This is a genomic window from Brevundimonas balnearis (genome assembly GCF_042434805.1).
GTDB classification, from domain to species: Bacteria; Pseudomonadota; Alphaproteobacteria; order Caulobacterales; family Caulobacteraceae; genus Brevundimonas; species Brevundimonas balnearis.
Genome location: NZ_JBHLSW010000003.1, coordinates 161,920 through 181,358, shown reverse-complemented (window position 1 = coordinate 181,358; position 19,439 = coordinate 161,920). Strand labels below are relative to the sequence as shown.

The 19,439-nt window shown below is 69.9% G+C and carries 19 protein-coding genes and 1 tRNA gene; 9 read left to right on the top strand and 11 right to left on the bottom strand.

Going from position 1 to position 19,439, the window contains the following annotated elements; genetic code table 11:
* Positions 1-30 precede the first annotated feature (30 nt).
* Together ACFFGE_RS01940 and ACFFGE_RS01935 are read right to left on the bottom strand one after the other, a co-directional pair.
* Positions 31-106: transfer RNA gene (locus ACFFGE_RS01940), tRNA-Thr, on the bottom strand.
* Positions 107-152: 46 nt separating this feature from the next.
* Positions 153-587 carry an HIT family protein gene (locus tag ACFFGE_RS01935; protein WP_376833775.1) on the bottom strand — a complete coding sequence of 145 codons (435 nt, stop codon included), beginning with the start codon at positions 585-587 and terminating at the stop codon, positions 153-155.
* A gap of 84 nt (positions 588-671) precedes the next feature.
* Here ACFFGE_RS01935 and ACFFGE_RS01930 point away from each other — a divergent pair, with 84 nt between their 5' ends.
* Positions 672-1,178: a c-type cytochrome gene (locus tag ACFFGE_RS01930; protein WP_376833772.1), complete on the top strand. Its 507-nt coding sequence runs from the start codon at positions 672-674 to the stop codon at positions 1,176-1,178.
* A 5-nt stretch (positions 1,179-1,183) separates the two neighbouring features.
* On the opposite strand, the gene ACFFGE_RS01925 is transcribed toward ACFFGE_RS01930, so the two are convergent.
* From ACFFGE_RS01925 to ACFFGE_RS01910, 4 genes are all read right to left on the bottom strand, one after another.
* The gene (locus ACFFGE_RS01925) at positions 1,184-4,411 is read right to left on the bottom strand and encodes an efflux RND transporter permease subunit (RefSeq protein ID WP_376835184.1); all 3,228 of its coding nucleotides are present in this window, start codon (positions 4,409-4,411) and stop codon (positions 1,184-1,186) included.
* 2 nt (positions 4,412-4,413) lie between these two features.
* Positions 4,414-5,520: an efflux RND transporter periplasmic adaptor subunit gene (locus ACFFGE_RS01920; RefSeq protein ID WP_376833769.1), complete on the bottom strand. Its 1,107-nt coding sequence runs from the start codon at positions 5,518-5,520 to the stop codon at positions 4,414-4,416.
* A 113-nt stretch (positions 5,521-5,633) separates the two neighbouring features.
* Entirely contained in the window at positions 5,634-6,413 is a 780-nt protein-coding gene (locus ACFFGE_RS01915) for a hypothetical protein (RefSeq protein ID WP_376833767.1), read from the bottom strand.
* The gene (locus ACFFGE_RS01910; RefSeq protein WP_376833765.1) at positions 6,410-7,174 is read right to left on the bottom strand and encodes a class II aldolase/adducin family protein; all 765 of its coding nucleotides are present in this window, start codon (positions 7,172-7,174) and stop codon (positions 6,410-6,412) included. Before ACFFGE_RS01910 ends, ACFFGE_RS01915 begins: the two co-directional genes overlap by 4 nt.
* A 126-nt stretch (positions 7,175-7,300) precedes the next feature.
* Here ACFFGE_RS01910 and ACFFGE_RS01905 point away from each other — a divergent pair, with 126 nt between their 5' ends.
* From ACFFGE_RS01905 to ACFFGE_RS01895, 3 genes are all read left to right on the top strand, one after another.
* Positions 7,301-8,416, top strand: coding sequence for a DUF2336 domain-containing protein (locus tag ACFFGE_RS01905; protein ID WP_376833763.1), 1,116 nt, complete (start codon positions 7,301-7,303; stop codon positions 8,414-8,416).
* A gap of 45 nt (positions 8,417-8,461) precedes the next feature.
* Entirely contained in the window at positions 8,462-9,241 is a 780-nt protein-coding gene (locus ACFFGE_RS01900) for an NAD kinase (protein ID WP_376833761.1), read from the top strand.
* 64 nt (positions 9,242-9,305) lie between these two features.
* Entirely contained in the window at positions 9,306-9,770 is a 465-nt protein-coding gene (locus ACFFGE_RS01895; protein ID WP_376833760.1) for an Hpt domain-containing protein, read from the top strand.
* 32 nt (positions 9,771-9,802) lie between these two features.
* Here ACFFGE_RS01895 and spbR read toward each other — a convergent pair whose 3' ends face one another.
* Both spbR and ACFFGE_RS01885 read right to left on the bottom strand, forming a co-directional pair.
* Positions 9,803-10,942, bottom strand: coding sequence for a SpbR family protein (gene spbR, locus ACFFGE_RS01890; RefSeq protein WP_376833758.1), 1,140 nt, complete (start codon positions 10,940-10,942; stop codon positions 9,803-9,805).
* A gap of 53 nt (positions 10,943-10,995) precedes the next feature.
* Positions 10,996-11,781 carry a transglycosylase SLT domain-containing protein gene (locus ACFFGE_RS01885; protein ID WP_376833756.1) on the bottom strand — a complete coding sequence of 262 codons (786 nt, stop codon included), beginning with the start codon at positions 11,779-11,781 and terminating at the stop codon, positions 10,996-10,998.
* Positions 11,782-11,917: 136 nt separating this feature from the next.
* Here ACFFGE_RS01885 and ACFFGE_RS01880 point away from each other — a divergent pair, with 136 nt between their 5' ends.
* Positions 11,918-12,649 carry an energy transducer TonB family protein gene (locus ACFFGE_RS01880; protein WP_376833754.1) on the top strand — a complete coding sequence of 244 codons (732 nt, stop codon included), beginning with the start codon at positions 11,918-11,920 and terminating at the stop codon, positions 12,647-12,649.
* A gap of 46 nt (positions 12,650-12,695) precedes the next feature.
* Here ACFFGE_RS01880 and ACFFGE_RS01875 read toward each other — a convergent pair whose 3' ends face one another.
* Entirely contained in the window at positions 12,696-13,856 is a 1,161-nt protein-coding gene (locus tag ACFFGE_RS01875) for a hypothetical protein (RefSeq protein ID WP_376833752.1), read from the bottom strand.
* A 114-nt stretch (positions 13,857-13,970) separates the two neighbouring features.
* Complete coding sequence (locus ACFFGE_RS01870) at positions 13,971-14,411, bottom strand: DUF2214 family protein (RefSeq protein ID WP_376833750.1); 441 nt, start codon at positions 14,409-14,411, stop codon at positions 13,971-13,973.
* 44 nt (positions 14,412-14,455) lie between these two features.
* Here ACFFGE_RS01870 and crcB point away from each other — a divergent pair, with 44 nt between their 5' ends.
* From crcB to ACFFGE_RS01855, 3 genes are read left to right on the top strand one after another with little or no spacing between them, the layout of a single operon-like run.
* Positions 14,456-14,848, top strand: a complete 393-nt coding sequence (gene crcB, locus ACFFGE_RS01865) for a fluoride efflux transporter CrcB (protein WP_376833748.1) — start codon at positions 14,456-14,458, stop codon at positions 14,846-14,848.
* Positions 14,845-15,837, top strand: coding sequence for an RluA family pseudouridine synthase (locus ACFFGE_RS01860; RefSeq protein ID WP_376833746.1), 993 nt, complete (start codon positions 14,845-14,847; stop codon positions 15,835-15,837). The genes crcB and ACFFGE_RS01860 overlap by 4 nt, the downstream gene beginning before the upstream one ends.
* Complete coding sequence (locus ACFFGE_RS01855) at positions 15,834-16,493, top strand: HAD-IA family hydrolase (RefSeq protein ID WP_376833744.1); 660 nt, start codon at positions 15,834-15,836, stop codon at positions 16,491-16,493. Before ACFFGE_RS01860 ends, ACFFGE_RS01855 begins: the two co-directional genes overlap by 4 nt.
* A gap of 4 nt (positions 16,494-16,497) precedes the next feature.
* On the opposite strand, the gene ACFFGE_RS01850 is transcribed toward ACFFGE_RS01855, so the two are convergent.
* Positions 16,498-16,683, bottom strand: coding sequence for a hypothetical protein (locus tag ACFFGE_RS01850; protein ID WP_376833742.1), 186 nt, complete (start codon positions 16,681-16,683; stop codon positions 16,498-16,500).
* Positions 16,684-16,840: 157 nt separating this feature from the next.
* Here ACFFGE_RS01850 and topA point away from each other — a divergent pair, with 157 nt between their 5' ends.
* Entirely contained in the window at positions 16,841-19,420 is a 2,580-nt protein-coding gene (topA, locus tag ACFFGE_RS01845) for a type I DNA topoisomerase (RefSeq protein WP_376833740.1), read from the top strand.
* Positions 19,421-19,439: the final 19 nt, after the last annotated feature.

The following is a 19,439-nucleotide window of genomic DNA, read 5'->3' as shown; positions in this document are numbered from 1 at the left end:
GGCCCCCACGCCGTCGATTCTGAGTAGGATTGGTGCCGGTTGCAGGGATCGAACCCGCGACCTTCGGTTTACAAAACCGCTGCTCTACCAGCTGAGCTAAACCGGCGATTCGGAGCGCCGCTTATCGTCGCCGGCGGCCCAAGGCGCAAGCCTCAGAACGCCGCCCTCAAAACCTCGGCGACCGGTTCAAGCGCGGCCGCGTCAGCCATGGGCGCCTGGCCGTGGCCCTTCAGATCCCGATCCGCCCAACGCGGGATGACGTGGAAATGCAGGTGGAACACCGTCTGGCCGGCGGTCGCGCCGTTGAACTGCATCAGGGTGACGCCGTCGCACCCCAGCGCCTTGACCGCCGCCTTGGCCGCGCGTTGGGCCGCATGGCTCAACCGCGCCAGCACATCGGGCTCGATATCGAGGATGTTGCGCGCCCGGCTGGTCTTGGAGATCACCAGCATGTGGCCTTCCGACTGCGGAAAGACGTCGAGGAACACCAGCACCTCGTCGTCTTCCCAGACCCGCACCGACGGCAGCTCGCCCCTAAGGATCCGGGCGAAGACGTTGTCGGGGTCGTAGGCGTCGTGAAGGCTCATGTCGGGCTCCGAGGATCATCTGCCATATTGCCTGTGATGCGTTCAGACGCCAGACAGACGAAGCCCTTCACGGAGACGGATCCCATGCGCCTGTCGGCTCGCCTCGCCGCCCTCGCCTGTCTTGCGGCGCTCGCCGTGGCGGGCTGCGGCCAGAACGAACAGGACGGCGCCGACGCGACCGGCTCGCCCCCCGCGCCCGCGCGATCCGCCCCGACCGAGGCGGAGAAGCTGGCCCTGCTGGCTTCGCTGCCGGCGCCCTACAGCGAGGCGGATCTGGAGAACGGCCGCCGGGTCTTCGCCCGCTGTCGCTCGTGCCACACCCTGCCCGAGGGCGCGCCGAACATGACCGGCCCGAACCTCTGGGGCGTTTTCGGCCGCACCGCCGGGACGCATCCGGACTACAACTACTCGACCGCGCTCAAGTCCGCGGGGTTCGCATGGGACGCCGAGCGGCTGAACGAGTGGCTGGCAAACCCGCGCACCTTCCTGCCGGGCAACAAGATGAGCTTCGCCGGGATCCCGGACGAGACCGACCGCCGCGACGTCATCGCCTATCTCAAGACCGAGACCGGCTACGCGCCGGAGGGCTGAGCCCCCTACTCCGCGGCCATGGGACGGGGATCGTTGGCGGCCAGCTCCTCGGCCTCCCACTCCTCGATCTTGCGGGCGGTGTACTCCGGCGACCGGGTGAAACGGGCCAGAAGGCCGTAGATCACCGGGACGACGAACAGCGTCAGCAGGGTCGCGAAGATGGCGCCCGAGAAGATCACCACGCCGATGGTCTGGCGGCTGCCGGCGCCCGCCCCCTGCCACAGCACCAGCGGAAGGGCGCCGAAGGCGGTGGCGATGGAGGTCATGATGATCGGCCGCAGCCGGAGCGTCGAGGCCTCGATGATCGCCTCGCGGATCGAGCGGCCCTGGTCGCGCAACTGGTTGGCGAACTCCACGATCAGGATGCCGTTCTTGGCGGCCACGCCGATGAGGATGATCAGCCCGATCTGAGAGTAGATGTTCAGGCTCGAGCCCGCCATCACCAGGCCGAACAGGCCGCCGGCCGCCGCGAGCGGCACCGTCAGCATGATGACCGCCGGCGTGATCCAGCTCTCGAACTGCGCCGCCAGAACAAGGAACACCAGCAGCAGCGCCAGGCCGAAGGCGGCGGCGACCGCCCCGCCGGCCTCGCGCTGGTCACGCGCGGTCCCGCCCCATTGAAGGTTCACGACGCCCTGGGGCTGCTGGGCGGCGACCTCCTCCAGGAAGGCGACGGCGTCGGTGATGGTGGTGCCGGGATTCAGGTCGGCGGTGAGGGTGATCGCGCGCTGCCGGTCCAGACGCCGCCGGTCCGGCGTGTCTCCGCTGGTCTGGGTGTTCACGACGGCCGAGAGCGGCACCAGCCCCCCTGCCCCGGTGTTCACATACAGGGCCTCAAGGTCCGCCACATTGCGGCGGTCGTCGCGCTCGGTCTGCAGGATGACGTCATACTCCTGGCCGCCCTTGATGTAGGTCGTGGCGCGCCGGGAGCCGTAGAGCGTCTCCAGCGTGCGGCCGACCGACTGGGCCGATACGCCAAGCGCCGCCGCCGTTTCGGGATCGACGTCGACGAGCAGCCGCGGGGCGTTCGGCTCGTAGTTCAAGCGCGGTCGCGAGAAGCCCGGATTGGCGAGGGCCGCCGCCAGAACCGGCTGCACCCAAGAATAGATGTCCTCGTACTCCGCCCCGGTAACGATCATCTCGACGGAGTTCGAGCCGCCGCCGCCGCCGCGCTGGAAGGCGCCCGGCGTCGAGGCGTTGACCTGCGCGTCAGGCTGAGCGCGCAGGGCCCCGTTGATCTCCTGGGCGATCGACGCCGCGTCCCGATCGCGGTCGCTCCAGTCCGCCAGGTTGAGGATGGCGTTGCCGGAGTTGAACCCGCTGCCGCCCCAGCCGGGCGCCGAGATCAGGAAGTTGTCCGCCTCGCCGGCCTCGCGGTACTCCGCCAGGATGGGCTCCAGGCCCAGCATGATGTCGCGCGTGTAGTTGAATCCGGCGCCCTCGGGGCCCTGGACGCGAATGATCACGCGCCCGCGATCCTCATCCGGCACCAGGGTGCTGGGCAGGGCCATGAACATGGCCGCGGCGCCGGCCAGGACGCCGATGATAACGACGGCGACGCCGATCACCGCGGCCCGCTTGCCGATCAGCATCTCCAGCGACGCCTGGTAGCTGGAGCGGACCCGGTCCATGGCGTAGTCGATGCGCCGGCTCACCCAACCCTCGCCAGAGGCCGGCCGGAGAATCTTGGACGCCAGCATGGGCGAAAGGCTGAGCGCCAGGAAGGCCGAGAAGGCGATCGCAGCGGCGATGGCGACCGCCAGCTCCACGAACAGCCGGCCGGTGTAGCCCGGCAGGAACATCAGTGGCGCGAACACCGACAAGAGCACGATCGTCGTCGCCACCACGGCGAAGAACACCTGGCGGGCGCCGCGCTCGGCCGCCACGAGGGGGGGCTCGCCGTGATCGATCCGACGCTGGATGTTCTCCGTCACCACGATGGCGTCGTCGACGACAAGACCGATCGCCAGCACGAGGGCGAGCAGCGTCAGCAGGTTCAGCGAAAACCCGAGCGGGGCCAGGATGATGAAGGTCGACAGGATGCAGATCGGGGCCACGATCGACGGGATCAGCGCGGCCCTCAGCGTGCCGAGGAACAGGAAGTTCACCAGCGCCACCAGCGCCAGCGAAATGCCCATGGTGATCCAGACTTCCTCGATCGCGTGTTTGGTGAAGACCGAGTTGTCCGTGCCGATTTCAAGCTCGGTGCCCGCAGGGAGGCTGGGCCGAAGCTCTTCGATCAGATCGCGGACGCCTTCGGAGATCTGCAGATCGTTCGACTGAGCCTGCCGCTGAATGGCGAGACCGATCTGATCCAGACCGTTCCCGCGGAAGATGCGGCGGTCTTCTTCGGGGGCCTCCTCGACGCGTGCGATGTCGCCGAGGCGCGTGACATAGGCGGCGCTGTTGAGCAGCGCTCCGCCGGGGCCGCTGGGCAGCGCCTGGATCGCGGCGCCGCTTCCGGCGACGGCGATCGTCGCGGGCGCCGCCCCACGCGCGGTGATGGGCAGTTGCCGAAACTGCTCGGCCGTCGCGTACTGGCGGGCGACCCGGACGGTGTAGTCCTTCTGGGCGGACTCCAGTTGGCCGGCGGGCAGCTCGACGTTCTGGCTCTGCAGCGCCGTCTCCACGTCCGTGACGGTCAGCCCCCTCGCCGCGAGTTCGTCGGGGTCCAGCCAGACCCGCATGGCGTAGCGCTGTTCCCCGTAGATGTTGACGTTGGCCACGCCCGGCACGGTCGCCAAACGGTCCACGAGGTTGCGGTCGGCGTAGTCGGTCAGTTCGAGCCGGTTCAGTTCCGACGAGCGCAGGAACAGGATCATGATCGGCGAACCGTCGGAGTCCGCCTTGGCCACCTCCGGCGGATCGGCCTGGTCCGGAAGGTTGCCGAGCACGCGCGAGATGCGGTCGCGCACGTCGTTGGCGGCGTCGTCGATGTTGCGGTCCAGCGAGAATTCAATGTTGACGCTGGAGCGGCCGTCACGACTCGTGGAGTTGATCCGCTCGATGCCCTGGATGCCGGCGACCTGCTGTTCGATCGGCTCTGTGATCCGGCTTTCGATCACCTCGGCGGAGGCGCCCGCGTAGCTCGTGGACACCGACACGATCGGCGGGTCGACGTCGGGCAGCTCCCGCACCGGAAGGAACAGGAAGGCCGCCGCGCCGATCACGCACAGCACGATCGCCGCCACGGCGGCGAAGACCGGCCTGCGGACCGAAACGTCGGAGAGCATCATCAGCGTGCGCTCCGCTGGGCGCCGGCCTGATCCGCCGTGCGGATCGGCGCGCCGGGCTGGATGCGGTTCAGGCCCGATCCGACCACGCGATCGCCGACGTTCAGGCCGGACACGATCTCCACGAAGCCCTGGGACACCATACCCGTCTCGACCTCGACCCGCTGGGCGGTCGATCCGTTCTGACCCGGCGCGATGCGATAGACGAACGCCCCCTCCCCTTCGTACTGGACCGCCGCCTCGGGCACCGCGGGAGCCTGGCGCTCGCCCTGGGCCACCGCGACCCGCACCGCCATGCCGGGCCGGATGCGTCCGCCGGGATTCGGGATTTCGGCGCGGGCGGTGACGGAGCGCGTCTGCTCGTTCACCCGCGTATCGATCAGGGCGATGCGGCCGGTGAACGGGGCGTCGCCGTAGGCGTCCACCGTCGCGGTCAGCGGCGCCCCGACCCGCAGGACGCCGAGGTAGCGCGCGGGGACGGGAAAATCGACGCGGATGGTGTCGATGTCGTCGAGCGTGGCGATGACGGCGCCCGGCGCCACATAGGTCCCCGGCGTCACCGTCGACAAACCCATGACGCCCGGGAAGGGCGCGCGGATGATCCGGTCGCCGCGACGGGCCTGCGCCGCGGCCAGGGCCGCGCGGGCGGTCTCCAGTTCAGTGCGGTACTGTTCGACCATCTGGGCCGGCGCGAAGCCGCGCTCGCCCAGCTCGCGATACCTCTCGTACTGGCTTTCGGCCTGGGACACCCGGGCCTGCGCCTCCAGCACCTGAGCCTCCTCCTCGCGAGCCTGCAGCTCGATCAGCGGCTGGCCCGCTCGCACGCGCTGGCCGTCCTCGAAATAGACGCGGGTGATCAGCTGACTGGTCGGCGAGGTGATGTTCAGGGACCGGTCGCCGCGCGCGACGCCGATGACGCGGATCTCGTCGGAAAAGGTGCGGGGCTCGGCGGCCACCGCCGAAACCACCTGCCCGCCCCCGCGCCCGCCGGGACCGCCGGGGCCGCCCCCCTCGCCCTCGCTGGCGAACGCCAGCCGCAGGACGACGGCGACGACCATGAGGCCCAGCAGGACAGCGGCGCCCGCGAGCAGGAAATGGCGTTTGATCAAGGTTCAGAACTCCCGAGAGGCCGCCGGAGCTAATGCGCGGGTCCGCGCATGACAACGCAAAACATCTTCAACGCGGCGCGCCCTCGCGTCCGTCGCGCGGAACTGTCGCAGACTCAGAAATTGCGCCAGAGACCGATGACCGGTCCTTGAGCCGCGGGCGTCTCCCGTCCGGCCAGCGAGGTGCGCCATCCCGCCTGGAGACGCCAGGGGCCGAACTGTCGCACGGCGCTGGCCTCCAGGTTGACCCACCGGGGTCCGTCCTGATCGGCGGCGCCGGCGTAGACCTGGGTGAGCAGAAGCCAGTCCGGATCGGGTCTGACCCCGACGGTCAGGTCGAGTCGCGCCTCGTCCGGCAGACCGTCGCGGGCGCGCCGCGCGACCTGGGCCTCCACGAACGCCCCTGACGCGGACGCGCGGGCCAGGGGGCCGGGGAGCGCGGTGAAGGAGCGCCCCACGGCGAGCCGAACCTCGGCGTCGCGATCCCCCTCGCCCGGCGCGGCGTAGCCGGCGTTGCGGCCCTCCCCGCCCTGGGAAAAGCCGACGTAGAGGGCGGCGGCGGTCGTGGCTCCACGGTGAAGCCGCCAGTTGACGCCGACCTCCAGCGGGCCCCGCCCCTCGTAGTCCACGAAGGCGTCCTCTCCCGACTGCAGGTCGGTCCTGAGGCGCAGCGTCACCCTGTCGGACAGGCCGTACTCGGCGAAGACCGAGGCGAACCGTTCGCGTCGTTCCGCCGGCAGCGGAACCCGAGCCCCGTCCGGGTCGAATCCGTCGTCAGCCCGCACGTCCTCATACTTGATGATCACCTGCCCGCCGCCCGCCGGCTGGGTCCAGGCCCCGGCCAGGCAAGGCGTCGTGGCGGCCGCGAACAGGAACGCGGCCGCGACGGTCTTCACACGTCGTATCCGGGCAGGCGGCGGTCGAGCTGCCGGAGGGCGCCGGGCCAGGCCAGGCCGGCCACGAAACCGATCGCCTTGCCCTGCTCCTTCGTCTCCGCCTGGGCGGCGTCCGGCGCGATCAGGACCTGGTCCGGCCCGGCGGACAAGGCGGCGACCTGCTGCTTGCACGCCTTCTCGAGGAAGTAGATCCCGATCCAGGCCTCGGCGGCCGTGCGTCCGACGGCCAAGGTGCCGTGGTTCCGCAGCAGCATCAGGGGCTTGTCGCCAAGATCGGCCACGAGACGTTCGCGCTCGTCGTGGTTCAGGGCCAAGCCCTCGTAGCCGTGATAGGCGACCTGGTGCTGGAGCAGACAGGCGTTCTGGCTGATCGGCAGGAGTCCGTTTTTCTGCGCGGCCACCCCCACCCCGGCGTCGGTGTGCAGGTGGATCACGAAATGCGCGTCCTCGCGCGCGGCATGCACCGCGGAATGGATGGTGAAGCCCGCCGGATTGATGAAGTTCGTGGTTTCCTGGACCACGTTGCCGTCCAGATCGACCTTCACCAGCGACGAGGCGGTGATCTCGTCGAAGTAGAAGCCGTACGGATTGATCAGGAAGTGGGTCTCCGGCCCCGGAACCCGCGCGGAGATATGGGTGAAGATCATGTCGTCCCATCCTTGCAGGGCGACCAGCCGGTAGAGCGCGGCGAGATCGACCCGGGTCCGCCACTCCGCTTCGGACACGCGGGACTTCAATGAGGGGGCGGCGCCGTCGGCCATCTCTTCATCTCCTTGACCGGCTCAACGTCTCGCCGCCGTCCGCACGCGTCAAGCGTCGGCGGCCTTAACGACCCCTTCACCATAACGGAATCATACCTTGGCCGTTATCAAGCGCCGGAGCCGCCCGTGTCCGCAGTCGTCCCGCTGAAGCCGGCCGAGCCGACGGAGCGCCAGATCGATCTCCTGGCCCTGGCGCGGAGCCGGAACCCCAGCGACCGGGAGCGACTGCTGCTGGCCCTGACGACCCTGTGCCGGACCAGCCCCGGTGCGGCGGCCGGTCAGTCCAACCTGCTTTCCGACATCTTCGTCACCCTGGTCCGCCAGGCGGAACGCGATATCCGCAGAAGCCTCGCCAGACAGCTGGCGGAGGCCGACTGGGCCCCCGTGGCGCTCATCAACATGCTGGCCCTCGACGAGATCGAGATCGCCCGCCCCATCATCGCCGCCAACCCGCTCCTTGGCGAGGATCAGCTTCTGAAGATCCTGATCGAGGCGACCCTCGAGCATCAGATCGAGGTCGCCCGTCGTCCGGCCCTGAGCGGGCGGCTGGTCGATCATATCATCGATCGCGGAGAACCGGCGGTGCTGACCGCCCTGGCCTCTAACGGCACGGCGGAGGTCACCGAGGCCAGCCTGGCGCGGCTCGTGGAGCACTCCAAGCGGGTCGCGGCGCTCCGGGCCCCGCTGGTCCGCCACCCCCGCCTGTCGAATCAGCTCGCCTCCCAGCTCTACGAATGGGTGGGCGCCGCCCTGCGCCAGGCGATCGGCGAACGCTTCAACGTCGACGCGGAGAAACTGGACACGGCCGTCAGGGCGGCGACGCAGGCCGTGACGCACCCGGAGCCTGAGCCCCCGAAGCTCACCGCCGCCCAGCGGGACGAGATGGATCGGCGGCTGGTGGCGAAACTGATGCAGAGCGGGCAACTCCGGGCCGGCTATGCGATCCGGGCGCTGCGCGAGCAGAACGTCTGTCTGTTCGAGCACGCCCTGGCCGCGCTCGGCGGGTTCCCGGTGCAGCACGTGCGGACCGCCGTACGGGCCGACACGCCCGAACTGCTCGCGCTCGCGTGCAACGCGGCTGGGATGGACCGCGCCGTTCTTCCCGCGCTGCTCGATGAACTGCGCCGGCTCACCGGCGGGCTTCCGGCGGGCGGCGACCCTCGCGTTCCCCGCGTCCCCAGGTCGCCTGAGCAGGCGCGGCGCGAGTTCAAGGCGAGATTCGCGGCCGCCGCCGCGACCTGATCCTGATCGTTTGACAGGCACCGGCCCCTGCGGTTGGTTCTTCGCGTGACCTCCGCCGCTTCCCCTCCCCGTCTGGCCTTCAGGGCCAGCGACCGTCCCGAGGCCCAGGAGGCGTTGGCCCGGCTTTCGGCCATGTATGAGTCTCATCCACGCGAGGACGCCGACGTCATCGTCGCCCTGGGCGGCGACGGCTTCATGCTCGAGACGCTTCACGAGACGCTGGACCATCCCGCGCCGGTGTTCGGGATGAACCGCGGCTCGGTCGGCTTCCTGATGAACGACTATCAGGAAGACGGCCTCATCGAGCGCGTCGTCAACGCCGGCCGCGCCATCATCCATCCCCTGCAGATGGACGTCTGGACAGAGGCCGGAGAGCACCAGACGGCGCTCGCCATCAACGAGGTGTCCCTGCTGCGCCAGACCCGGCAGAGCGCCAAGCTACGGATCAGCGTCGACGACCGGGTGCGTCTGGACGAGCTCAGCTGCGACGGCTGCATGGTCGCCACGCCCGCCGGCTCGACCGCCTACAACCTCTCGGCGCACGGGCCGATCATCCCGCTGGACGCGCAGGTTCTGGCCCTGACGCCGATCAGCGCCTTTCGCCCGAGGCGGTGGCGGGGAGCGCTCCTGCCGCATCGCGCCCGGGTGCGTTTCGACGTCATCGAAGGCGACAAGCGCCCGGTCAGCGCCGTGGCGGACAGCACCGAAGTCCGCCGGGCGCGCGTCGTCGAGGTCCGCGAACGGCGCGACATCGCCCTGACCATGCTGTTCGACGCGGGTCGCTCCTTCGAGGAGCGGGTGCTGGCCGAACAGTTCGAAGGCTGACCTCGAAACGGTTTCTTAGGGCGCATCGGGCCACAGTGGCCCCATTGAATCCAAGGAGTCCGCCATGAGCTCGTCCGCCCAGGTGATCCGTCCGCCGAACCCCCTGCGCGCCAAGATCGGCGGGGGCATCGACGCCAGCGCCATCGCCAAGGCCGAGGAGGCGCTCAAGGCCATGTCGGCCCAGTTCGGCCAGTGGCTGCAGGACGAGATCACCAAGCTGGACGCGGCGCAGACGGCGATCCGCACGCAGGGCTTCAACGCCCAGACGGCCGAGCAACTCTACTTCCGCGCTCATGATCTCAAGGGCCTGGGGACCACCTACCAGTACCCGCTGGTGACGCGCCTGGCGGGCTCGCTGTGCAAGATGCTGGACGATCCCGCGCGACGCCTGTCGGCTCCGGTGGCCCTCATCGACGCCCATGTGGACGCCATCAAGGCGGTTGTGCGCGACCAGATCCAGTCCGACGAGCATCCGGTCGGGCGCGCCCTGGCCGAAGAGCTGGAGCAACGCGTCAGCCAGCTCGGCTGAGGCAGGGACGGCCCGACGGCCGGCTCGGCGGCTCAGGCCGCCGTGCGATCCTGGACATCGACCGCCGAGACCTTGTCCAGCCGATCCATGAGGTACGACACGTCGTCTCGCGACGCCTGCGGTCGCTGGGTGAGGAAACGCTGCAGCATCTTCTCCTGGAACGCCTCGGCGTCGAGGGGCGCGCCCTCGGCCTGCAGGCCCCGCCAGGTGTCGACCCCGGCCCGGAAGGCCGCGAACAGACGTGGCGGCAGGCCCGCGCGATCATAGATGGCGCGCAGCCCCAGCGGCCCGGCGTCATGGACCATCAGCCACGCCCTGGCGTGCGGCGTTCCCGCCAACTCCGCCACGCCGTGCTCGAAGAAGGTCATGGCGCCCGTCGCCAGGGCGCGGAGCAGCAGGGACGGCGTCAGGGCGTTGCGCGCGCGCAGTCGGGCGCAGAAGGCCTGCATGTCCTCCGCCGAGCGCGCCTGGTCCAGAAGATCGACCGTCGCCCGCTCACGGGCGTCGGTCGCCAGCCTGATGACGGTCTCCGGCGACACCGAATGACGCGCGATCAGGTGGTCGCGGACCTGGTCGCTCACCAGGCCGATGAGCCGCTCGCTGATTTCGAGCGGAAGCGCCGCGCGATAGGCCAGGGCCGTCGAAACGTCGCGCGAGGCGCCGAACCGATCCAGCGCCGCGTCCATGGCGATGCGGCTGAGGTCGGCGTTGTCGTTGGACGCCAGCATGCGCACGGCCGGCTCGGCCGCCTCGAACGCGATCGCCTCGGCCACGTCCCGCGAGACCCTGGGGCGGGCGGCGACGGCGGTCTGCCGAAGGGTCGAGCCCGCGCGAACGATCTCGATCAGGTCGGCGTCGCTGAACACGGGCGAGAACTCGATGATCGGCAGGGCCACGCTGTCGACGTCGGCGGCGAGCTTGCGCGCCACGTCGCGCGGAATGAGGTTGGACGCCTTAAGGGTGACGGCCATCGCCCGTCTGACCATCTCCGCGGCGTCGTCGGCGAGCAGGCGCAGAATCTTTTCGGCCGCCGCCCGTTCCTCGGTCGAAAGATCGGCGAGCTCCATGGTCCGGCAGAGCTTATGGGCCGCGGACGCGCGCTCGTCCTCGTCGGTGGCCTTCACGAGCCGGCGGATGTCCAGGTCGGTCAGCTTGGAACGGTAGGCGGTCATGGCGAATGCTCCTGGACTTCAGGATGGCGCGGCCATGCTTAACGACGTGTTCACTACGCCGCGTCGCCGGTTCCGAACGCCTTGCGGAACGCGCCCCCGTCATCCTGCTCGACCAGCAGGCTCAGCAGAGTCTGGTCCTGACGCAAGCGATCCATCCGCGCGGCGAGCGCCTGGGCCTTCAGCGCCTCGGCGTCCTGCGGCGGCGGCGATGACCCCGCCCCGGCGGCCGGCGCGCCGTCCCCGGCCATGCGCGACAGGTTGGCCGCCAGTTCGCTGACCGTCGCCGACCGGCCGTTACGATAGAAGATCGAGCGGTTGGCGCGGGCCGCGTCGGGGAACAGGGCGACCGCGCTCGACCCCGGCCGCGTCGCCATCGCCTCCATCAGGCTCGCGGCCCCCGCCGGTCCCAGAAAGTGGGCGGCGTAGAGCTCGCCCGCGCCGGGCTCGCGCCCCGTGCGGCCACGCAGATAGGCGGCGTTCTGGGCCGTGAACTCGGCGGCCATCACCGATGCGGCCTGGGGGTCGAAGCGGAGGTCGAGGATGACGTTGCGCGCCGCTCCCCGCACCTGCCAGCGCCCGTCGCCGCCCCGATGGATGAGGTCGGCGTACTGGCCGTAACCGTGCTTGGCGCCGTGCTGCTTCAGCGTCGCCAGCCACGTCTGTTCGATGAACTGGAACAGCCCCGCGGCGCTGGAGGTGCGCGCCCGGGCGTTCGGGTTCAGGCTGCTTTCGCGCCGCGCCGTGCGAATCAGAAAGTCGGAGTCCACGCCCGTCGTCGAGGCCGCGCGCCGAATGGCGGCCTCGACGCCGCCGGATCCATTGATCGCACCGACCGTCATGAGATCGAGGGTCGGTAACCATGGTTAACAAATGCTTGCCAGCCTGACGCGACGTTAACCGCCGCAATCCTGCCGCAACTGGAGCGCGCACTTTCCGGACCGCCGATCAACGGCGGACCTGTGGAGGAGACGCGTGATGATGATCCGTACCGCCGGCGGTCCCGGTCTGGTCAGTCCGATCGATTACGCCGAACGACGAAAGCCGATGCCGCGATGGATGGTGCTCGCCATCTCGGGATCGGTGCTGGCGCACGCCGCCCTCGGCGTGGTGCTCTACACGCAGCGGTTCGAACTGGCCGAGCCGATCCCGGCGCCGCCCGAGCCGACGCCCACGGTCGTGGTCCTCAAGCGCCTGGTCGAACCGCCCAAGCCGGCGGCGGCCGAGGCGGCTCCCACGGCGTCCCTCAATCGGCCGGCTCCGCCGACCCTGCCCACCGAGACCATCGCCGCGGCCCCGACGGACGCGCCGCCCGCGCCCGGGCCGACGATCAACCTCGTCGCCGTCGCCGAACCTGCGGGTACTGAGGTCGTCAGCACGCCGATCGAGGTGGCGACGCCGCGCCCCGCGCCGGTGATCGCCCGTCCGGACTGGCGGCGGCGCCCGACCGGCGACCAGCTGGCCCGCGCCTTTCCCGAGGGCGCCCTCAGCCGGGGCGTCAGCGGATCGGCGACCCTGAACTGCGCGGTGACCGCCAGCGGGTCCGTGACGGGGTGCCGCGTCACGGAGGAGACCCCCGCCGGGTATGGGTTCGGTCGCGCGGCCGAGCGGCTGTCGCGCTACTTCGTGATGAACCCCCAGACGGTCGACGGCCAGCCCGTCGCGGGCGCCCAGGTGTCGATCCCGCTCAGGTTCGACGCCCCGGAGTGAGGATCAACGGCGCGGAGTCGGTCAGGCTCCGCGTCGCTTCCCGAGATCATCTTCCGCGGGTGAGGGCGCGGTATTCGACCAGCCGTTCCTTGTCGCGGCGGACCTGATCGGCGACCGCGTTGTCGACGTCCAGCGAGGCGTAGCGGACCCAGCCTTCGACGCCCAGTTTGTCCTGGATCGCTTCCGTCGGCGTGCGCCAGCGCACGTAGGACAGCCAGCTGACGATGAGGCCGAGGACGACCGCCAGGGCCTGCAGGCCGCGGAAGGCCAGCTCGTTCGCCGGCGGCGCCTCGATGGCGAACAAGGCCAGCCAGATCAGGAACACCAGCGGCGTCAGGAACCGCGCCAGCCAGATGCTCCAGTAGCGTTCCCGGCGGACACGCCAGAGCTCCATCTGGACGTATTTCTCCAGATACTCCATGCGGGCCCCGATCCACATCGTCAGTCGCGTCAGATACAGCGCGCGCTTGCCCCAGCCCTTCCCGTCCATCTGGTACTGGGTCTCGGCCTGGTCGGCCATGGCGCGGGCGGAGGTGAACAGGTTCTGCAGCTCACGGGTTCGCTGCACGATCTCGCGCGAGAGCTCATAGGAGTCGTTCTCCAGCCGGAACCGGTACTGGACGAAAAGGATGGCCTGGATCCCGAACCACAGTCCGGAGACGAGCAGCATGGCCACGACGGCCAGACCCAGGCCCATCGGGTCGGAGTTGGTCCAGGTCGCGAACCAGGTGGGCCCCAGCGTGGCGAGCAGGGCGAAGGCGATCAGCGCCAGCCCCTGATTGAGACGCTTGACCCCGATGTGCACCATCAGAGCCCTGAACACGCGCCGTCCGTAGTCGTGGATGTTCGCGCGCAGGTCCCTGTCGATCGGGAAGCGTTCCTCGATCTGACGCGCGAACAGGACGTGGAAGCGATCCGGCTTCCGCCCCGTCTCCCAGAAGGGAAAGATGTCCAGCGGCTGGTTGAAGTACTCGTCGATGTGCGCCGACACCATCGCCTCGGACGCATCGTCAAGGGCGAAGTACTCGCTGTCCTGGATCGGACGCAGGATGCCGTCGGGACCGCGCAGCCCGGAGGCCGGGCGCTCGGGCCTGGCCGGCGGCGCCTCGCGGTCGGGAAGGTCGGCGGCGCCGGGCGGCGGCGCGACGGGCGCCGCCGGCGTGGTCGCCGCATCGGTGTTCGCCTGTGGGGTCTCTTCCTGCGCCATGCTCACCCGCTCCCAGACTCCAGCTTAGGGCAGCCGGGCTCCACGCCGCACGGCGTTCTCCCGACAGGCGAAGCTATCGCCGTTAACCTCGACGGCTGGCAAGTGAAGTTTCGGTCAGAACGGCCAGCGGGCCATGGCCGCGGCGAACCCGAGAAGCGGCGCGAACAGGGCCAGCTCGACCAGGGTCCATCGCTTCACCCCTGAAAGCACCCGTGCGTCGGGGACGAAGGCGGCGTCCGTCCTGGCGGCGCGCGACCACTTCATGAAGGCGAGCGTCGGGGGCACGGAGGCGAGGCCGATCAGCACGAACGTCCCGATCTTGGCCCAGAAGAACGGGTTGGCCTCGTAGAAGGCCCACCCCTTCCCGCCCCAGACGACGCGCGCGGCGCCGACCAACAGCACCAGCACCGAGACCGCGCCGTACATGGCGTCCAGCCTCGCGAGACCTCGAACGTCCAGCCGGGGCGCTCTCAGGAGCGACCGCTCCGCGAACAGGGTGGCCACGAGCGTGAACACCAGCAGATGGTGGGCGACGGCGAGGGCCAGATCCTGCATCGATGCGCCTTTCGACCGGGGACGAAGCGGGTATAAGCCCGATCATGACACGTCTTCTGCTCGTCGCCAGCGGGGGCGCCCTGGGCGCGAGCCTGAGATACGGCGCGTCCGTCCTGGCCGGCCGCCTGATCCCCGGCGCCGCCTGGCCCTGGGCGACCTTCGCCGTCAACGTCCTCGGCGGCGCGCTCATGGGAGTCCTGGTGGGCTGGCTGGCCGCGAGGTCGGCGGGGGACGAGGGCCTGAGACTGTTCCTGGCGGTCGGCGTGCTGGGCGGGTTCACCACCTTCTCCGCCTTCTCCCTGGAGGTCGTCGCGATGGTCGAGCGCCGCGACTGGACCATGGCGGCCGGGTATGTCGCCGCCTCCGTCCTGCTGTCCGTCGCGGCCCTGCTCGCCGGACTGGTGATGGCCCGGCGGCTGTTCGGAGCGGCGGCATGAGTCGCGAGGTGAAGACCCTCTATGTCGCCGAGGCGGAGGACGGCATCCGGCTGGACCGCTGGTTCAAGCGACGCTGGCCCCACCTCAGCCACATCCAGGTCCAGAAGCTCGCCCGGTCGGGCCAAATCCGCGTCGACGGGGCGCGCATCAAGCCCGAGGCGCGCCTGACCGCCGGCGCCGCCATCCGCGTGCCGCCGCTGCCGGACGCGGTCGCTCCGGACGAGCGCCGCAAGGACGATCTCAGCGACCGCGACGTCGCCTTCGTCAGATCGCTGGTCCTGCACGAGGACGAGCTCGTCATCGCGCTCAACAAGCCGGCGGGACTGGCCGTGCAGGGCGGCACGAAGACGACGCGCCATCTGGATCGTCTGCTCGGGGCCTGGGGCGAGGGGCTGGAGCGGCCGCGCCTGGTGCATCGCCTCGACCGGGACACCTCAGGGGTGCTGTTGCTCGGCAAGGGGCCGGAAGCGGCGAAGCGGCTGGCGGGCGCCTTCGCCCGGCGCCAGGCGAAGAAGACCTATTGGGCCATCGTGGAGGGCGCGCCCAAGCCGACGACCGGCCTCATCGACATGGCCCTGAAGAAAAGCGGCCGCAACGACTTCGAGATGATGCGGCCGGCCGATCCCAAGGAGATCGGCGCCGAGGCCGCCGAGACCGGGTACGCCACCGTCTCCCGCGCCGCGCACCGGGCGGCCTGGATGGCGTTGAGGCCCTTCACGGGACGCACCCACCAGCTTCGCGCCCACATGAGCGCCATCGGGCATCCGATCCTGGGCGATCTGAAATATGGTTCGGAGACGTCCGCCGAGCTGTCCGGCCCGCTGAAGCTGCAGCTGCACGCGCGTCGGATCGAGCTGGATCATCCGGGCGGCGGCCGCCTGATCGTCGAGGCCCCGATCTCGCCCGAGCTGCGCACCGGCTTCGACCGCTTCGGCTTTCACGAGGACGAGGCGCCGGATGATCCGTTCGCGGGGCTGAAGCGGCGATGAGACCGCTCGCCGTCTTCGACATCGACGGCACGCTGGTCGACAGCCGCGCTTCGATCCATCGCGCGGCGACCGAGGCCGCCCGGGCCCTGGGGCTGCCGGAACCGTCCTACGACAGGGTGCGCCGGATCGTGGGCCTGAGCCTTCACGAGGCCCTGCGGATGCTCGAGCCCGACCTGACCGACGCCGAGCTGGCCGACTTCGTCGCGGCTTTCCAGGCCAGCTTTCGCCGCATGTACGACGCCGGACACGAGGAGCCGCTCTATGCGGGCTCCGCCGAGCTGCTGAGCCGCCTTCATCGCGACGGCTGGCGCCTGGCCCTCGCCACCGGGCAGAGCCGGAAGGGTCTTGAACGCAATCTCGCCCGCGCGGGCTGGAGCGACATGTTCATATCGGCCCACTGCGCCGAGGACGGGCCGGGAAAGCCGCACCCGGCCATGCTCATCGCCGCCATGAAGGCCTGCGGCGCCACCCCGTTGACCACGGTCATGATCGGCGACACCGGGCATGACATGCGCATGGCGCGCGCGGCGGACGCGACGGGGCTGGGCGTGGCCTGGGGCTTTCACACCGTCGATGAGATGCTCACCGAAGGGGCCCGGCACGTCGCGACGGACTTCGACGACCTGGCGCTGACGCTGGAGCGGCTGGGCGCCTAGACGTTCAGCCGCCGGCCTGGCGCGCGGCCCGCGCCAGGGTGTCCGCGAGTTCGTCCTCGCCCACGGATCGCGCCATCAGCGCGAGCTCCGACGCCATGGTTCCAATATAGCTGCGCACGGGAAAGGGGTCATCCGGGGTCAGGGGGGGCGTATCCTCGGCGTTTAGATCAAAGGCGTGCGATGCGGACATGCGCGACCCTTTCTGATTGAAGAACTTAACCATGACACAACTTTAGAACGAATTTCAACCCTCGGGCGAGGCTGGCCAGTCGCCGCGATTGACACCCGGCGTCGCGCCAACCACGTTCCCGCCCCTCCCCGACCCGCCCCGGACGCACGCCGCCCAAATGAACCTCGTCATCGTCGAGAGCCCCGCCAAGGCCAAGACCATCAACAAGTACCTGGGGCCGGACTACAAGGTCCTGGCGTCGTACGGCCACGTCCGCGACCTGCCGTCGAAGGACGGCTCGGTGCTGCCGGACCAGGACTTCGCCATGAACTGGGAGGTCGACGCCAAGGCCTCCAAGCGACTGTCGGAGATCGCCGAGGCGGCCAAGGGCTCGGACCGCGTCATCCTCGCGACCGACCCCGATCGTGAGGGCGAGGCGATCAGCTGGCACGTGCTCGAAGTGCTTCAGAAGAAGCGCGCCCTGAAGGACGCCGAGGTCCAGCGCGTCACCTTCAACGCCATCACCAAGGGCGCGGTGCTGGAGGCCATGGCCAATCCGCGCCAGATCGACATGGAGCTGGTCGACGCCTATCTGGCGCGGCGCGCGCTCGACTATCTGGTGGGGTTCACCCTGTCGCCGGTGCTCTGGCGCAAGCTGCCGGGCGCGCGCTCGGCCGGACGGGTGCAGTCGGTGGCGCTGCGCATCGTCGTCGATCGCGAGATGGAGATCGAGCGGTTCCGGCCCCAGGAGTACTGGTCGGTCGAAGCCGACCTGATCGCCGACAGTCCGCCGTTCACGGCCCGCCTCGTCAAGCACGAGGGCAAGCGGGTCCAGCGTCTGGATATCCAGAACGAAGCGACCGCCCAGGCCGCCCGCGCCGCGATCCAGTCCGGCGCCTTCACGATCCGGTCGATCGAGAAGAAGCCCGTCAGGAAAAGCCCGCCACCGCCCTTCACCACCTCCACCCTGCAACAGGAGGCGGCGAGGAAGCTCGGCTTCACCGCCCAGCGCACCATGCAGGCGGCCCAGAAGCTGTACGAGGGGGTCGACGAGACCGGCGGCCTGATCACCTACATGCGGACCGACGGGGTGGCGATCAGTCCCGAGGGCCTGGCCCAGACCCGCGATGTCATCGGCGATCGCTTCGGGCCCGCCTACCTCCCGGATCAGCCTCGCTACTACAAGGCCAAGGCCAAGAACGCCCAGGAGGCGCACGAGGCGATCCGGCCGACCAACCTGACCCGGCATCCGGGCTCGCTGCGGCTCGAGACCGATCTCCAACGCCTGTATGAACTTATCTGGAAGCGCACCGTCGCCAGCCAGATGGAGCAGGCCCGGCTGGACCGCACCACGGTCGACATCGAGACCCCGGACGGCCGTACAGGCCTGCGCGCCACCGGCCAGGTCGTGGCCTTCGACGGCTATATGGCGGTCTATGAGGAAGGGCGTGACGACCGCCCGAAGGGCGGCGAGGACGACGAGGACGACGACGGCCGCCTGCCGACGCTGAAGGAAGGGGCGACCGCCAAGGTTCAGGCGATCCGCACCGAGCAGCACTTCACCGAGCCGCCGCCCCGCTATTCCGAGGCGACCCTCGTCAAGAAGCTGGAGGAGCTCGGCATCGGCCGGCCTTCCACCTACGCCTCCATCCTGACGACGCTGCGCGACCGGGCCTATGTCCGCATGGACAAGAACCGGTTCATCCCGGAGGACAAGGGCCGACTGGTCACCGCCTTCCTGGAGCAGTTCTTCAGGAAGTGGGTCGAGTACGACTTCACCGCCGCCCTGGAGACGCGGCTGGACGAGGTGTCGGCCGGCGACCTGGACTGGAAGGCTCTGCTGCGCGAGTTCTGGACCGACTTCCATGCGGCGACCCAGGCCGCGGGCGAGCTGCGCACCACGGCCATCCTCGATCACCTGAACGAGGCGCTTGGTCCGCACATCTTCCCCGACAAGGGCGACGGGACCGACCCGCGCGAGTGCCCCCTGTGCCACCAGGGCCAGCTGAGCCTGAAGACCAGCCGCTTCGGCGCCTTCATCGGCTGTTCCCGCTATCCGGAGTGCAAGTACACTCGCGCCGTCTCCGCGCCCGACGCCGAAGGAGCCGCGGCCGAGGGCGGGGACCGGGAGCTGGGCGTCGATCCGGCGTCCGGCGAGACCGTGCACCTGAAGATCGGGCGCTTCGGGCCCTACGTCGAAATGGCCGCGCCCGGCGAGGAGAAGCCCAAGCGGTCCTCACTGCCCAAGGGATGGTCGCCGGCCTCGATCGACCTGGAGCGGGCGCTGCGCCTGCTGGCCCTGCCGCGCGAGGTCGGGGCCCACCCCGAGGACGGCAAGCCGATCACCGCCGGTCTCGGCCGCTATGGTCCCTTCGTCGCGCACGCGGGGACCTATGCGAACCTGTCGGACATCGAGGAGGTGTTCGAGGTCGGGCTGAACCGGGCGGTGGCCCTGCTCGCGGAGAAGCGGGCCGGCCGTCCCGGACGCGGTTCAGCCGCCGCGCCGCTGAAGGAGCTGGGCGCCCACCCCGAGACCGGCGAGGCGATCCAGGTGATGGCCGGCCGTTACGGCCCCTACGTCAAGATGGGCAAGGTCAACGCGACCCTGCCCAAGGGCGTCGATCCGGACGGTCTGACGCTGGAGGCCGCCCTGCCCCTGATCGCGGCCAAGGCCGGCGCCGCCCCGAAGAAGGCGGCGAAAAAGGCGCCCGCCAAGAAGCCCGCGGCGAAGAAGAAGGCGACGGCGAAGGAGGGCTGAGCGTCACACGCCCGCTGTA

Coding starts and splice junctions, on each gene's coding strand:
- ACFFGE_RS01935 (WP_376833775.1), bottom strand. CDS start 587: ATGAGCCTTCACGACGCCTACGACCCCGACAACGTCTTCGCCCGGATC.
- crcB (WP_376833748.1), top strand. CDS start 14,456: ATGACACGTCTTCTGCTCGTCGCCAGCGGGGGCGCCCTGGGCGCGAGC.
- ACFFGE_RS01930 (WP_376833772.1), top strand. CDS start 672: ATGCGCCTGTCGGCTCGCCTCGCCGCCCTCGCCTGTCTTGCGGCGCTC.
- ACFFGE_RS01855 (WP_376833744.1), top strand. CDS start 15,834: ATGAGACCGCTCGCCGTCTTCGACATCGACGGCACGCTGGTCGACAGC.
- spbR (WP_376833758.1), bottom strand. CDS start 10,942: ATGACCGCCTACCGTTCCAAGCTGACCGACCTGGACATCCGCCGGCTC.
- ACFFGE_RS01860 (WP_376833746.1), top strand. CDS start 14,845: ATGAGTCGCGAGGTGAAGACCCTCTATGTCGCCGAGGCGGAGGACGGC.
- ACFFGE_RS01925 (WP_376835184.1), bottom strand. CDS start 4,411: ATGCTCTCCGACGTTTCGGTCCGCAGGCCGGTCTTCGCCGCCGTGGCG.
- ACFFGE_RS01880 (WP_376833754.1), top strand. CDS start 11,918: ATGATGATCCGTACCGCCGGCGGTCCCGGTCTGGTCAGTCCGATCGAT.
- ACFFGE_RS01850 (WP_376833742.1), bottom strand. CDS start 16,683: ATGTCCGCATCGCACGCCTTTGATCTAAACGCCGAGGATACGCCCCCC.
- topA (WP_376833740.1), top strand. CDS start 16,841: ATGAACCTCGTCATCGTCGAGAGCCCCGCCAAGGCCAAGACCATCAAC.
- ACFFGE_RS01885 (WP_376833756.1), bottom strand. CDS start 11,781: ATGACGGTCGGTGCGATCAATGGATCCGGCGGCGTCGAGGCCGCCATT.
- ACFFGE_RS01895 (WP_376833760.1), top strand. CDS start 9,306: ATGAGCTCGTCCGCCCAGGTGATCCGTCCGCCGAACCCCCTGCGCGCC.
- ACFFGE_RS01870 (WP_376833750.1), bottom strand. CDS start 14,411: ATGCAGGATCTGGCCCTCGCCGTCGCCCACCATCTGCTGGTGTTCACG.
- ACFFGE_RS01910 (WP_376833765.1), bottom strand. CDS start 7,174: ATGGCCGACGGCGCCGCCCCCTCATTGAAGTCCCGCGTGTCCGAAGCG.
- ACFFGE_RS01875 (WP_376833752.1), bottom strand. CDS start 13,856: ATGGCGCAGGAAGAGACCCCACAGGCGAACACCGATGCGGCGACCACG.